Source organism: Clostridium saccharoperbutylacetonicum N1-4(HMT) (assembly GCF_000340885.1).
Classification (GTDB): domain Bacteria; phylum Bacillota; class Clostridia; order Clostridiales; family Clostridiaceae; genus Clostridium; species Clostridium saccharoperbutylacetonicum.
On record NC_020291.1, the window covers coordinates 4,349,396 to 4,365,086 of the forward strand.

Genomic DNA, 15,691 nt, shown 5'->3' on the forward strand with positions numbered 1-15,691 from the left:
ACCTCCTAATCTGCATTTGTTTCTTCTAAGAACTCATTTAACAAAGCAGCTTGTAATTTCTTTACAAGCTCTGGTGCTTTTCCACCTACAGGTTTTCCATCTATTTCACTAGTTGCCATGCAAAATTGTCCTGAACTAGTAACTATAATTTCATCTGCCTCCATTAATTCTTTCAAGGTAAAGGCTGTTTCATCTACAGGAATATTAAAGGCTTTGCACATTTTAATAAGATGAGCTCTTGCAATGCCAGGTAAAATCAAATTATCTGTTGGTGCAGTTTTTAATACACCATCCTTAATAATTGATACATTGCTATGAGCACATTCAGTTACTCTATCACATCTATGGAATACAGCTTCCTGACAGCCTGCTTCTTCAGTTTTTTGAGCTGCAATTACACTTGGTAATAAATTTAAGGTTTTGATATTACAGTGTAGAAATCTAGTGTCTTCTAAAGTAATTAACTTTAGTTTTTTTGACATGTCCTTAATATTTAAAGGCTTTAGCATAATCCATAGATTTGCAGGAACTTCATCTCCAGGAAAAGCATGATTACGCATACCAGTACCTCTTGTAATTTGCCAATATACAAATTGTTCTCCTGAATCAACCTTTAACACCATTTCTTTAAGAATTTCTTTTACTTGCTCTTTTGAATGAGGAATTTTTATTCCTAATAAACCTGCACTATTATAAAATCTTTCAATATGCTCATCCAATGCAAATATTTTATGATTTCTACTATAAGTAGCATCATAAACTCCATCTCCAAAATAACAAACACGATCAAGCATTGGTACTGTCATTTCTTCTAATAATCCAAACTTTCCATTGTAATAACCTAAATTCTCCATTTAATTTTCCTCCTAAAAATATCCAAATTTAATTTTCATACTAAAATATCTAAAATAAAAAACCAGACATATTTTAGACCTTTGAATTTGACTTCTTCGTCTAAAGTATATCTGGTGCTTCTCTGGAACTAATACTATATTCATATAGTATATCCAACCGAAATATTTATCAATATTTTTTTAAATTCAAGTAAATTTTATTGTTATTTACTATTTCACCAAAACTTTTTCTTATATTTTAACAATTTCAGTTAAAAACATGAAATTTTTAATATGCTTAGTCAGTTAAAAACATATTTTTTTTAATATACTTAGTTAATTCTCTACCTGCTTCACCCGAAATTGCTTTCACCATCTATATTAATTTTTAGTATACTTACTTAATCCTCCACTTCTGGTATTACACAAAAGGTATTTTTTATATTTTTTAAAACAAAATGAGTTTTCGTTGCTGATACTCCTTCTATACTCTTTATTGAACGATGGATTTTCTCAAGATGGTCAGATGATTGACAAATTATTTTAAGCATAAAATCATAATCTCCAGTTAAATAATAGCAGGAAACAATATTATCATTACCTTTAATAGCCAAAGTAAAAGTGTCGTAGAACTTTGGATGCTCAAGACTAACTTCCATCAAAGCGGTCACATCATTATCTAATTTTTTTTGATCTACTATTATTGTATAATTCTGAATCACTTCATTTTTTTCCATCTTATGTATGCGTTCAAGAACTGCTGAAACTGATAAGTGAATTTGACTGCTTATAGTAGCGGCTTTAATTCTTGCATTTGCTTTTAAACATTTTAATATTTTATAATCCATTTTATCCATATAAAATTTTTATTCCCCTAAATAGGCTTTTCTAACAGAGTCATCATGTAACAGATCTTGTGCTAAACCTTCTAATACAACACTACCTGTTTCTAAAACATAACCTCGATCTGCTATTTGAAGGGCAGCATTTGCATTTTGCTCTACTAAAAGAATTGTTGTTCCAGCTTTACGAATATTTTTTATAATTTCAAAGATTTCTTCAACTACTATTGGAGCAAGCCCCATGGATGGTTCATCCAGTAATAACAATCTAGGTTTTGCCATTAAAGCTCTACCAATTGCAAGCATTTGCTGCTCACCACCTGACATAGTTCCTGCAAGCTGCTTTCTTCTTTCCTTTACTCTTGGAAACAAGTTAAAAACCTCTTCCATTGATGCTTTAATCTCAGCTTTACTCTTTCTTAAATAAGCACCTAATAAAAGATTTTCTTCTATTGTCTGATCACCAAAGACTCTTCTTCCTTCTGGAACTTGGCTAAGACCATAACCTACTATCTTATGTGCTCCTATATTGCTAATCACCTTGCCTTCATAAGTTATTTCTCCAGATTTAACTGGATTCAAACCACTAATTGCCCTAAGAGTACTAGTTTTTCCAGCTCCATTTGCTCCAATTAATGTCACAATTTCTCCACTCTTTACTTCTAAACTCAAATCATGAATTGCATGAATTGCCCCATAGGATATATTAATATTTTCTACCTTTAACATATTATTGTGCCGCCCCCTTTCCTAAATACGCTTCAATTACTTGAGGATTTTTTTGAATTTCCTTTGGAATTCCTTTAGCAATAATTTCACCAAAGGAAAGTACATAAATATATTCACATACATTCATTACAAGTTTCATATCATGTTCAATAAGTAAAATAGATATTTTAAATTGATTTTTTATCCAACGAATAAGTTCAGTAAGTTCTACTGTTTCCTGAGGATTCATACCAGCAGCTGGTTCATCTAAAAGTAAAAGTTTAGGTTTAGCTGCTAAGGCTCTCGCTATTTCTAATCTTCTTTGCTTTCCATAAGGAAGGTTACTTGCAAGCTCCTCTGCCTTATCATCTAACTTAAAAATCTTCAATATTTCTAAAGCTTCCTGCTTCATTTTTTCTTCTTCCAAAATATGAGCTGGAGTCTTAATTATAGATGTAAACAAGCTAGACTTTGCTTGATAGTTGAAGCTTATCATAACATTTTCAATTACAGTTAAGTCTTTAAAAAGTCTAATATTTTGAAAGGTCCTAGAAATATGTTTTGAGGTAATATTATAAGGTTTAGTTCCATCAATTCGTTCACCATTTAATTCTATTTTTCCTTCTGTTGGTTTATAAACACCAGTAAGCATATTAAAAAGAGTTGTTTTACCTGCACCATTTGGTCCTATAAGTCCTATTAATTGATGTTCACCAATTTCCATATTTACATCAGAAACAGCAGTAAGACCACCAAATCTTATTGTTAAATTTTCTACTGAAAGCAAAGACATACTACTCACCAGCCTTTTCGTTTTGATCAATATTCTTTACAGACGTTTTTCCAAATTTCTTAAAGAATTTTACTAGGTTAGCTACCGAAATCTCTCTTGTTCCAAGGATACCTTGTGGGCGGAAGATCATCATAAGCACAAGCATAATAGCATAAATTAAAATACGATAGGTCTTAAATACTTCACTTAGCCCTCTTAAACATTCAGGTAAATAAATAAGAATTGAAGTTCCAATTACAGTTCCTGATAAACTTCCCATTCCACCAAGTACTACATAAGTTATTAATTCAATTGATTTTGCAAAAGCAAAGCTTGCTGGATCAATAAAAGAATTAAAATGAGCATATAAGCCACCAGCAAGACCAGCCATACTACTACCAATTATAAATGCAATCATCTTATATTTAGTAGAATTTATTCCCATGGCCTCTGCTGCTATTTCATCTTCTCTAATAGCCATAATTGCTCTACCTTTTGAAGAATGAATTAAATTTTTTAATATTGCATAACAAAGGGCAACCCCTATAAATACAATTAAAAATGAAGTGTTTGATGGTATTCCTGAAATACCTCTAGCACCACCAACATAATCTACATTTTGAATTACAACCTTTACTATTTCTCCAAAACCCAAAGTACAAATAGCCAAATAATCCCCTTTAAGTCTTAATATTGGGTATCCAATTAAAGCTGCTAGAATTCCAGCTAATATAATTCCTACAAGTAAAGCAATTGGAAAAGGCATATTAAAATTTTTAGTCATTATTGCTGACCCATATGCTCCTATTGACATAAAAGCAGCATGTCCCATAGTAAATTGACCAGTAAAGCCCAAGATAAGATTAAGGCCCAAGGCAGCAATTAAAAATATTCCTATTTGCTTCATAATTCTAAGAATATAATCACCAATTATCCCTTGATTTACTAAAAACATTAGAAAAAAATAAATCAAAGCCAGAACTGCTGTTGTAATTAAGTATCTGGTATATATAGGCTTAACTAAGCTTGAACTTAGACTATTTCCCTTTTTACTCATCTTATTTTCCATTCTTATCACCTACACCTTCACATTGTTTTTCTTACCAAATAAACCAGTTGGTTTTACAATAAGAATTATAATTAAAATAGAAAACGCTATTGCATCTGATAAACCAGAACTAATATATACCTTTGATAGAGTTTCAATAAGCCCCATTGCAATTCCACCAAACATTGCCCCTGGTATAATTCCAATTCCACCAAGAACAGCAGCTACAAAGGATTTAAGTCCTGGCATAACTCCCATAGCAGGTTCAAGTCTAGGATATAGCATACCAACAAGTACCCCAGCTGTTGCAGCTAAAGCTGAACCTAATGCAAAGGTTAAAGAAATTACTTTATTAATATTTATTCCCATTAAGGCTGCTGCATCTCTATCATAAGAAGTTGCTCTCATAGCTCTACCTGTTCTGGTTCTGTTTACTAAGTACTGTAATCCAATACATAATATAATAGTGATAGCAAGCGCAATTATTTGAAGATTGCTTATCGTTACTGTTCCAATTTTATAAGAAATTAGAGGAATTACTTCTGGAAAATTTCTTGTATTTGGACCAGCTATAAAATCAGCTTTTACAAAGTTTTGTAATATAAGTTCCATTCCCATTGTAGTTATTAATAAGGTTACATTCGGTGAATTTCTAAGTGGTTTATAAGCGATTCTTTCAATTAACATACCCAAGATTGCGCAAGAAACCATAGAAAAAATCAAACATGGAATAAATCCAAAGCCTAATACTGTTGCTGCAAAGTACCCTAAGAAAGCACCAACCATATAAATATCACAATGAGCAAAATTAATTAATTTAATAATTCCATATACCATGGTATAACCAATAGCTATTAATGCATAAACACTACCAAGACATATACCATTTACAATTTGTTGCAATAAAGTACCCATCTACATCTCTCCTTTAAAAACGACTATATCTTTAGGCCTACTTAAATTACAGCTTACCTAAGTTGATATAGCCGCTAAACACTAAAATTTAATTTTCTTTAGGATTATTTAACCTCAGTTTCAAATTCAAATTGTCCCTTTACAACTTTATTAATAACTACACTCTTAATTGGGTTATGTTTGTCATCAAATTTATAATGTGTAGTTCCACAATCTGCATCTAACTTTGCCATTGCATCTTTAATCGCATTTTCATCTGTGCTTCCCGCTTGTTTTATTGCCTCTGCTACAATGTAAACTGAGTCATAGCTAAGTACAGAGAATGCACTAGGATCACCACTATATTCCTTTTTATAATTATCAACGAACTTTTTAATTGCTGCATTATCTGATTTTAATGATAAGTGATCTGTGAAGTAAGAACCTTCAATAGCATCTCCTCCAACTTTTACAAGACCTGGATCACTCCATGAATCACTACCTAAGAATGGTGCCTTAATACCAATTTCTCTTGCTTGTTTTGCAATTAATCCAACAGTTGAGTAGTTATCTGGAAGATAAAGTACATCTACATTTAATTCTTTAATTTCAGTTAAAAATGCTTTGAAATCACTTTCTCCTGCATTGTAAGTTTTTTCATATGCTACAGTACCACCTGCCGCTTCAAAGTTCTTCTTGAATTCTTTTGAAATACCTACACAATAATCATTACCTACATCATAAAGCATTGCTACTTTTTTAGCTTTTAGGTTTTCTGCTGCGAATTTTGCACCAACTTTACCTTGTAATGGATCTATAAAGCATGCTCTGAATACATAATCTCCACCTTCAGTAGTAACCTTTTCATTTGTTGACCCTGGAGTAATCATAACGGTTTTCATATCTTTTGCAACTGCTGCCATTGGAATTGAACATTTACTTGCATATGTTCCGACTACTGCTGAAACCTTATCTTGTGTAATTAACTTTGTAATAGCATTTGGAGCTGTTGCTGCTTGATTTTGATCATCTTCTGAAACAAGCTCTAATTTTTTGCCAAGAACACCACCAGCATCGTTTATTTCTTTTATTGCAAGTTTTGCTCCGTTTTCCATTGCTGAACCTAAAGCTGGAACATCACCTGTTAATGGAAATACTCCTCCGATCTTAATCGTATCTCCACTAGCTGAACTTCCCCCGTTTGAACTTACTTTAGCTGTTTCGCTACACCCCATAACCATTGTTGCTGTCATTGCTATTACTGTTACTACCCCAAATATTCTTTTAAGAAACATCTTTTTTATCATAAAAATCTCCTCCAACTTATAATTTTTAATAATAATCCTTTTTATACAAAAAAGGTGTCTATAAAATCTTCCTTGATTTTATAGACACCTTCGTCATATAATTAATATTTTTATCCCAGCTTATTGTTCACATCATATTATGCATAATAATATTTACTATTATTTCTTTAATATATTCCTAGATAATTTTTTAACGTTAAAATTATTGTAAAAAAAATGACTGGTGTAATTAACACCAGCCATTGTGTATAAATATATTATACGGTAAGAGACAAAATTGTCAATAACAATTTTGAGAAAAATTGTAATCACAGAAATATTTCCTGTTTTTCTTTAATATTCAATAATTTTTTCTGTTTCTATAGTTATCATTATATATTCATTACTAAATTTTACATTCTTATGGGTAAAATATATATGTTTCAATTATCAATTGTCATTAATCCTAAAACCCATTTAGGCTTTCGTGATGTGAGCTATAAAATCTTAATTAGAACTTATAGAAAGGTTGCAAAAAAATTTTTCAAAACTTAATTATATCCTCTCTTACTTCATCCCATTTCAAAGCATCACGAATGCCATCTTCAACAGAATAACTAGTTTCCCAGGCAATAAGCTCTTTAGCCCTAGAAACATTTGCGCAAGCCCCTGGTACATCCCCTAATCTAGGTTTAGCATTTTCTTTATTAACTGGTCTTCCAATTACCTTTTCAAATGCAGTAACCAGTTCTTTAACAGTTACTCCAGTACCAGTTCCAAGGTTTATTACTAGATAAGGCTCTTTTTGATTTCCTAATAAATTAAAGGCTTTATCAAAATTTTCAATAGCTTTAACATGAGCAATAGCAAGATCCCACACATGAATATAGTCTCTTATTGCAGAACCATCTCTTGTCGGCCAATCTGTCCCAGTTATTTTAAAAACCTTTCCTTCCTCAGAAGCTGCATTAAGTAATGTACCCAGTACATGGCTTGGAGACTTTACGTAAGCGCCAGATCTAAACTTTGGATCAGCACCTATTAAATTAAAATATCTTAAAGATATTCCCCTCATACCATACGCTACACAAAAATCTTCCAAAACCATTTCCATCATATATTTTGTACGAGCATATGGACTTCTAGGTCTAACAGGTGAAGTTTCTGATACCATAAAATCTTCAACATCCTCATATACTGAAGCAGAAGAACTAAATACTATATTCTTACATCCCAAAGCATTTAAATTTTTAAACAGCTCTATGGATTTTACAACATTATTATGATAATATTCATAAGGCTTTTCAACAGATTCTGGTACTATAATCAGTGCAGCCAAATGAATGGTAAACTTAATCTCTGGATTTTCTTTAAATATTTTTTCTAATAAAGCCTTATCAGAAATATCTCCTTTATAGAATATTTTATCTTTAGTAAATTCCTCCCTACCTTGGATAAGAGAATCTAAAATTATCGGTGTATGTCCATTATCCTCTAGTGCAGAGCAGACAGTACTGCCTATATAACCTGCACCACCTGTAACTAGAACCTTCATGAATAATCATCCTTTCTAATATATCTAGTGTACAAGCAAGTACACTAAATTCTTAATATTTAATAATATTTTTAATTTTACTCATACTAGCTTATTTTTTCGAACAGGCTTTAAACAAACCTGTTTCCTTTGTAATAAAAATACTTCCGGTTGCTTTCATCTTATTCTCAACCAATTTTCTAAAATTCTTTAAATTTTCATTAATTAAAATTTCCTTTGAATTTCCTGTGGTTGAATACAAATAACTTATAAGAGGTTCAACCTCAGTTACTATTAGTGAATCTTCATACATTAATAAGTCAATACAATCAAAACTCTTAGAAATTTGTTCTCCTCCATTTTCAATCCCAAAATCCTCAGAAAAATCTGATTGAGATATAACTAGATTTTCTTTAAATTCTTTAAGTAATTCCCTCAATTCAATAAGATGATTTTTCCCAATAGTAGATAAATACACGTACCCTTTAGGTTTTAAGACTCGTTTAATTTCTGAAAGAGCCTTTTGTTTATCTGATATATGATAGAAAATATGATCTGCAATAACCACATCAAAGCTATTGTCCTCATAAGGTATATTTTGAGCATCAGCTTGTTTAAATTCAAATTTTTTTGAGTGCTCTCCTAAATTTTGCTTTGCATCTTTAAGCATTCCTTCAGATATATCTGTTAAAGTTATTTTACAATTCTTTGGAATTCTATCCTCATTTCTAAGCCATAAACTTGCATTTCCACAGCCAAGCTCTAAAACTGTCATCTCCTCACTTAGTCCTAATTGATCAAAAAACCATCTATGCCAACCATATTTATTTGTACTATATAAATCATGAAGATTTATTCGAGCAGATAAATTAGCTGAATTCTTATATTGATTTAACCATATCTTTTCTGTATTAATTATTTTTATTATATTGGTAAATTTAGTCCAATCAAGACTACTTTCACTATCAATCATAAGCTCTGCTTCACTTATGGCCTTTTTCACTAGAACAAGATGATTAATCTTTTCATCAATTATATCCATTTGTAGATTTAAGGATTCTCTTACATCATTCTTAAGCTGATCTGATTTTATAAGTTCCTTAATTTCTTCTAAGGAAAAACCTATGAACTTTAGAGTTAATATCTTTTGAAGTTTCTGAAAATCTTCATCACTATAAAGTCTATAACCTGCTTCATTATAACTGCTTGGGCATAAAAGGCCTTCCTTATGATAATGATGAATAGTCTTTAAGGTTATTCCGGCTTTCTTTGCAAATATTCCAGCAGTATAAAATACTTTATCCTTTTCCACGATTTTTCCCTCCTCTCAATTACATTATACGGGTTATCCTAATGTCAAGGTCAATGGGTATTTTTAATTATTTTTGAGGAAATAATTAAAAGATGGAATTTTCAAAATATTCGGAGTATGATATAATACTATTAGGTCGTTTGACCTGAAGTAATCTAAAATGAATAAAGGTGGTATGCTTTATGGAAATATATAGAGATCATGAAATAGTCGTAATGCAAAATAATGAAAGTCAATATCCATTTAAGGCAATTGCAAAAATAGGTGATAGTGAAATAAAGCATAAGGGACAAAGCGCGTCCGAGGCGATTAATTTAGTTAAGCAAAGTATTAATAAGTTGAAATCAAAAAATATACTTTAGCTGCAACATATGAAATTCCAATAAATAAAAATTGGTATATTTCAAATATCCTGTATTAAACTACATGAAAACATCTTAAGTTACTTTATTTAATGTAACCAAAAGAGTAGTTTTGATAATTTTACTTATATTATCAAAACTACTCTTAAATTTATTACTCATATTTTCTATATGCTTTTAAATTCTCATATACAGCTAATCTTCCTTTACTTTAAGTGCTTATTTAAAATTATTATAGAATAGAATTTACGGTTTTATTAATGATGTCACATTTCCTGAGAAATATACGCATAAAACATGAAGTGCTCTAGTACAAGCAGTGTATAGCAAAAGCCTCTCCTCCTCACTACTATAATTCTCTTCTCCAGCATTATATATAAGCACTACATCAAATTCTAATCCTTTAGCAAGGTATGCGGGTATTATCAAAGTATCACTTACATATTCATCGTCATCCTTCATTATTGCTCTAACGTTAACCTTATCTTTTAAGAAATTATATAAATCATTTGCTTCCTTTGCAGTTTTTGTTATGATTCCAATGGATTTGTAATTTTTCTCATTATATATTTTTATATCCTTAAGAAGTTTTTCTTTTATAGCATCTTCATTTGAAAAGCCAAGGAGTAAAGGCTCGTTTCCACTTCTTTCTACACATTCAGCCCCAATATCCTTATTAAGCATCCTTCTTGAAAACTTAGTAATTTCCATTGTGGATCTGTAGCTTTTTGTTAAATTTATTATGCAAGTACTATCTTCTGTAAATATATGAGAAATATTTTTATAATCTCCTACATTCATAAATGGATTTATAGATTGATCTAAATCTCCCAGTATAGTTAAATTTGCATGGTTAAAAAGCTGATAAAAAATTTCATATTGTAGTGGTGAATAATCCTGTGCCTCATCAATAATAACGTATTTTATTTCTGAGGTTTTAGGAAGCTCTCCCAGTGCACCCTTTAGATATAAAATAGGGATTTGATCCTCATAATTAAGTCTTCTAACTTTTAGGCTTTCTAAGGTATAGCTTTTTATTTCACCAATTTTCTTTTCATCATACTCAATATTTGAATCTTTCAAGAAAATCTCTAGATTTTCAAATAACCTTTTGTAAATATTAACCAAATCAAATTCTGTCATTCTATTGATTTCGTAATAAAGCTCCTTCAGTTCATTCTTTACAATAGCTGTACTATTTTCCTTAATTTCAGTTTTATCTAAAGAAGAATCAGAATTAATAAGTTCATTTGCTACTTCTACTATACGCTGTTCTTCATAAGGCTTTAATAGAAACAACACTCTCTCTTTTATCTTTTGAAGCCTCCTTTTCAGTGGAAGCTTTACATAATCTTTAAAAAACAGCTCTTCTAAATCCTGTGAGGAAATTATTAGATTTCCTCTAAATGTAATATCTATAAAATTTCTATTCGCCTTTTCAAGGAAGATTACATATAGCTTTAATACATCAACAAACTCAATTGAAGCTTTAAACTTTATATTGTTCTTTCTTATTTCATAGGCTTCCTCCGACTTTGATGCTAAAATATATTCCATCATTTCGCTATAATTTTCTTTATTAAATTCATTACTTAAGGCTTTGTGCATATATTCCTTAAACGTAGTTTGAAGCATATTATCTTCTCCAAGTTCAGGCAGTACATTAGAAATATACTCATTGAAAATATCATTTGGAGAAAATATTACTATATTTTGAGGAGTTATTTTCTCTCGATGCTTATACAAAAGATAGGCAATTCTATGCATAGCAACAGAGGTTTTCCCACTTCCGGCAGGCCCCTGAACAATTAGATTTTTATACTCTTCATTACGAATAACTTTATTCTGCTCTCTCTGAATAGTAGTTACAATTGCCTTCATCTTGCTGTCAGTGCTTTTACTTAGGATGTCCTGTAATACTTCATCATCTATCTTAAGATTACTGTCAAACATATACTCAATTTTACCATTACTAATCTTATATTGTCTTTTCAGTGTAAGTTTTCCTTCTATGAATCCTTCAGGGCATTTGAACTGTGCTTCTCCAATTTCGTAATCATAAAACATGCTGGAAATAGGTGCTCTCCAATCATATACTAAAAAGTCAAAATTATCATTAATAAGATTGGATATTCCTATATAGCACTTTTCAGCCTTCTCCTCTCCTTTTTCAACGAAATCCATTCTTGCAAAATAAGGCGACAAAAGTAGTCTTTCATACTTTTTCTCAAGCTTTCTGGTAAACTCATGGTTTCTCTTTTGTATTTTCATAGCATTAATAGACTGCATAAAATCTACAATCTGTTCTAATCCATTTGCTATAGAAACAGAACCTACCTCCTCCCATAACTCTCTTTGTAATTCAATTGCATCACTTTTAAATTTTTCTCTAAAATTACGTTTTTGATCAAATTGTTTTCGAGCTTCTTTAAGCACCTCCTGCAGCCATTCATGTTCAAGTTTCACTTCAAAGTCATTATTACTCATAATGTTTCACTCCTTAAAAAATAATTTAGGGAAATTATTTTCAAACACTATTGACATTGCTTTTTTGAAAGTGTATAATATAATTAGGGAAATAGATAATACATTTCACTTAAAGCGATATCAATTTATTGTATCGTTTTTATTTTGTTATGTCAATAGAAAAGATACTTGTCATTTGGCAAGTATCTTTTTTGATGTCCTTCAATATTCACAAAATACGAAGTTATAAATTTTATTTTCCCTAGGATATCTTTAAAGTCATAAATGTTGTTGTTACTATTTACAGATGACAAATATTATCTGTACTCTATTTTACCATCAGGATATTGCGCAAATCTTCCTTTTTCTCTTGGATGAACAAAATCATCACGTTCCCATGGCCATCCTCCAAAGCCAGTACTTCTATAATCAGCAAAAGCATCCCTAATTTCTTTATCAGAGTTCATTACAAAAGGTCCATAACTTACAACAGGTTCGCCAATTGGTTCCCCCTCTAAAAGTAGCAGGCAGCTTTCCTTTGAACCATTTTTTATTTCTATAATTTCATCTCCTGCAAGTTTTATACTATGATAATTCTCAATGCTTGTTCCTTCAATATTTATTCTCTCTCCTTCATAGAAGTAAACAGTTCTATTCAAAGTCGAAGATACTTTAGGAAGTTCTATACTAGCCTCAGGTTCCATACGAATAAGGCAGATTCTTACATGATTATTCTCTTCACCTGCCCATGAATTAGGTGAGGAATCTAAGCTCTTAATACCATTATAAAAACCAAAAATCAGTCTTATTGTACTTGTTCTGCCGCTATCATCTTGAGCTTGTATTACTGGAATGTCTTCTGCCCAAAGCATTTTATAATGTGGTTCTACGAATTTATCTTTTTTAGGTAGATTCATCCAAATTTGAAACAATTCCAACGGATTATCTTTTTCTGTATTAACTAAAGGAAACATTTCTGTATGATTGCAACCTTTCCCTGCAGTAAGCCACTGTACATCACCAGCTCCATATCTGCCTGTAGCACCTGCCGAATCTGCATGATCAACATACCCATCCAACACTATAGTAACTGTTTCAAAACCTCTATGTGGATGCTGTGGAAACCCTGGAATAACGTCTCCATGATACATATTCCAACCATCTATTCCCTGAAAGTCACTTCCAATATTTCTGCCTTTTAGGGAAGCATTTGGTCCCATTTCATTATTTCCCTTTGGATAAGCATCCTTATGGTGTGCCAGAAATAGAAAAGGATCACTTGTCCCCCATTGAGAACTTAATTTATTTATTTTCAATATGTTATTTTTCATAAATTTTACCTCCTCGAATAAGTATTATTTATACTTAACCTATTAAATATATCAAAATCATTCACTAAAATAGTTATTAATTGATAATAATTATTTATAATTTGATTGTAGCATAACTTTTATTACTTGTATATTCTTTTAGAGTAATCTAGAATTCATAACAAATTACTATCTCAATTTATGATGTAGTTAAGTGTAAAATTTCATAAGAGGCAATATAAATGATAGGAAAATTTATTTTAGCGTAACATAATTTTTAAATAAAATATATTACAAATAGGCAGTCTATTTTTTAGCAATAGACTGCCTATTAATTTAAAGATCTATTTGTTATTACTCACTTCCTTACCAACATATGTATCATAAGGAAATGGAATTATAATCTGTCCATCAACAATTTGATAATCTGTATTTCCTATAGGATTTAATTTATTTACAAGATTAACTCCAACAGTATATAGCAATTTACTTTGAACCTTTGGATCTTGAATAACAGTGCCTGTCATGAGACCCTTGTCAATTAAATCTTTTGCTTCCTGTAATCCATCAATTCCTACAACTGCTATATTTTTAAGCTTATCGCCTTTGTTATATCCATAATTTTGTAAGGCTTCAATGGCACCTATGGCCATGGCATCATTATTTGAAATTATTGCCTCTATATTTCCACCATATCTTAGAAATAAGTTATTAATAGAAGTTTTAGCCAGCTCTTTATTCCAATCTTCATTTCCTTTAGCAAGCTCTTGGGTCTTTATTCCTGCATCATTAATTGTTGAAATAGCATATTTAGATCTATCAACTACTTGAGGATCATTAATAGGTCCTTCCAGTAAGATATATTCTAGTACGCCATTGTTATTCTTGTCTAAAGCTTCTTTATTCTTCTTCCATAAATCAACAATAATATTTCCTTGAGCAATCCCTGCCTTCTTAGAATCTGGTGTTACAAATGCAACTTTATCATAGATTTTAGAAGATTTCAATGCTATTTCTGTTGGAATATTCATTAGTATTAATGCTTTACCTCTCTGTCTAACTCTATCAATAACATTGTTTACAGAACCTTCCGTTCTATCTGGTAAATATAGTATATATAAATCATAGTTGCTTCTCAATGCATTATCTAACATTTCATTATTTATAGCTATATTATTCTGAGGATTTAGAAAAGTAAATTTAACATTATTCTCCTTTACACTCTCTATCTCCTTAAAACTTTCTATAACTTTCATAGTGTACGGATCTTCAGTTTCGAAGAATATTACTGCAATATTAATTACTGCACGGTTATTATTATTTAAGCTAGAAGTTGGTTTAACTTTAATTGTACTTCCTAAAGTAAACACAGTTAACGAAACCAAAAATAATATGATTATTTTTCTCAATATATTCATAGCAACACCTACCATCATATATAATTTTTAAATTATATGTCGAGAATATAGAATAACTTGTGTAAATTAAATATTTGATAGGTTATATAACTGGAAATTTCTTTTCCAATTATATTTTTCTACTTCTTTTCAAATACTAAAATTATGTAATGTTATATTTTTAGTCTGTACAAAAAAATATAATATATACTTCATTTATAAAATAGACAAACTATGCTGCTAATATTTCATTGATTCCATCTTTAAACATTATTTCAAATCCATCATCTTCATGCTTTAGTTATCATCATATTTTTCATCTAATAAATAAATTAATGTTTGCAATTCTAAAACAAAATTTATGAAAGCCTCTGTAGAAAAGTATTTCACATTACTAATCTTTAATTCTATATGACCTTCTGAATCTAAACTTTCTAAAAATGGTTCAATATTATATTTATCTAATAGATTAATTATTGTTATCTCTGTTTTATCATTTCTAAAAATATTTAGTCCAAAAGAAAATTCTAATCCGCCAAATGGATACGTATAACATTTTGTGGCTATTTTTTGAATAGCCATTAATTCCTCTTTTGTATAATTTCTATGTAAGCTATTTATAACTATGTTGGAATTATCTTCTTTTCCTTTAAATTCAACCCCATTTATATTTACTTCCAAATCATATTTTGACTCACCTGATGTTGTATATGGAATAGCTTTTATACTATTTTCCGGAAGAAATTTATATAATTTCTTCAAAGAATTTCCACACATAGTTAATTTTTTAATTACCGAATTATTATCCACCTTAAGTTCCCCTTCCGCTATATTATTCATCGGTGTATTGGTTACGATTACAGTTTATGTTTATTATATCATTACTTGAATTATTTTGGAATTTAAGATGTAAGTTTCATATTAATT

14 protein-coding genes are annotated in these 15,691 nt (G+C 30.3%); 1 reads left to right on the forward strand and 13 read right to left on the reverse strand.

The window, feature by feature from the left end:
- Nucleotides 1-5: 5 nt before the first annotated feature.
- The 9 genes from CSPA_RS19465 to CSPA_RS19505 all read right to left on the reverse strand — a co-directional run bounded on the left by CSPA_RS19465 (nt 6) and on the right by CSPA_RS19505 (nt 9,229).
- On the reverse strand, nt 6-854 hold the full coding sequence (locus tag CSPA_RS19465) for a D-amino acid aminotransferase (protein WP_015394080.1): 849 nt from the start codon (nt 852-854) through the stop codon (nt 6-8).
- A 380-nt stretch (nt 855-1,234) separates the two neighbouring features.
- On the reverse strand, nt 1,235-1,690 hold the full coding sequence (locus CSPA_RS19470) for an Lrp/AsnC family transcriptional regulator (protein ID WP_015394081.1): 456 nt from the start codon (nt 1,688-1,690) through the stop codon (nt 1,235-1,237).
- Nucleotides 1,691-1,699: 9 nt separating this feature from the next.
- A complete protein-coding gene (locus CSPA_RS19475; RefSeq protein ID WP_015394082.1) occupies nt 1,700-2,404 on the reverse strand; it encodes an ABC transporter ATP-binding protein in 705 nt (234 codons plus the stop codon).
- A gap of 1 nt (nt 2,405) precedes the next feature.
- Nucleotides 2,406-3,176, reverse strand: a complete 771-nt coding sequence (locus CSPA_RS19480; RefSeq protein WP_015394083.1) for an ABC transporter ATP-binding protein — start codon at nt 3,174-3,176, stop codon at nt 2,406-2,408.
- A gap of 1 nt (nt 3,177) precedes the next feature.
- Nucleotides 3,178-4,224, reverse strand: coding sequence for a branched-chain amino acid ABC transporter permease (locus CSPA_RS19485; RefSeq protein WP_015394084.1), 1,047 nt, complete (start codon nt 4,222-4,224; stop codon nt 3,178-3,180).
- A gap of 9 nt (nt 4,225-4,233) precedes the next feature.
- Nucleotides 4,234-5,118, reverse strand: coding sequence for a branched-chain amino acid ABC transporter permease (locus tag CSPA_RS19490; RefSeq protein ID WP_015394085.1), 885 nt, complete (start codon nt 5,116-5,118; stop codon nt 4,234-4,236).
- 104 nt (nt 5,119-5,222) lie between these two features.
- Nucleotides 5,223-6,404, reverse strand: coding sequence for an ABC transporter substrate-binding protein (locus CSPA_RS19495; RefSeq protein WP_015394086.1), 1,182 nt, complete (start codon nt 6,402-6,404; stop codon nt 5,223-5,225).
- A 523-nt stretch (nt 6,405-6,927) separates the two neighbouring features.
- Nucleotides 6,928-7,938, reverse strand: a complete 1,011-nt coding sequence (gene galE, locus CSPA_RS19500; protein ID WP_015394087.1) for a UDP-glucose 4-epimerase GalE — start codon at nt 7,936-7,938, stop codon at nt 6,928-6,930.
- Between the two features lie 91 nt (nt 7,939-8,029).
- Nucleotides 8,030-9,229, reverse strand: coding sequence for a MerR family transcriptional regulator (locus CSPA_RS19505; RefSeq protein WP_015394088.1), 1,200 nt, complete (start codon nt 9,227-9,229; stop codon nt 8,030-8,032).
- Between the two features lie 182 nt (nt 9,230-9,411).
- Here CSPA_RS19505 and CSPA_RS19510 point away from each other — a divergent pair, with 182 nt between their 5' ends.
- The gene (locus CSPA_RS19510) at nt 9,412-9,591 is read left to right on the forward strand and encodes a hypothetical protein (RefSeq protein ID WP_015394089.1); all 180 of its coding nucleotides are present in this window, start codon (nt 9,412-9,414) and stop codon (nt 9,589-9,591) included.
- A gap of 246 nt (nt 9,592-9,837) precedes the next feature.
- On the opposite strand, the gene helD is transcribed toward CSPA_RS19510, so the two are convergent.
- The 4 genes from helD to CSPA_RS19530 form a co-directional block, all read right to left on the reverse strand.
- Nucleotides 9,838-12,078 carry an RNA polymerase recycling motor HelD gene (gene helD / locus CSPA_RS19515; RefSeq protein WP_015394090.1) on the reverse strand — a complete coding sequence of 747 codons (2,241 nt, stop codon included), beginning with the start codon at nt 12,076-12,078 and terminating at the stop codon, nt 9,838-9,840.
- A gap of 296 nt (nt 12,079-12,374) precedes the next feature.
- Entirely contained in the window at nt 12,375-13,388 is a 1,014-nt protein-coding gene (locus CSPA_RS19520; protein WP_015394091.1) for a pirin family protein, read from the reverse strand.
- Nucleotides 13,389-13,711: 323 nt separating this feature from the next.
- A complete protein-coding gene (locus CSPA_RS19525) occupies nt 13,712-14,785 on the reverse strand; it encodes a galactose ABC transporter substrate-binding protein (protein ID WP_015394092.1) in 1,074 nt (357 codons plus the stop codon).
- Nucleotides 14,786-15,061: 276 nt separating this feature from the next.
- Complete coding sequence (locus tag CSPA_RS19530) at nt 15,062-15,574, reverse strand: hypothetical protein (RefSeq protein ID WP_017810455.1); 513 nt, start codon at nt 15,572-15,574, stop codon at nt 15,062-15,064.
- Between the last annotated feature and the right edge of the window lie 117 nt (nt 15,575-15,691).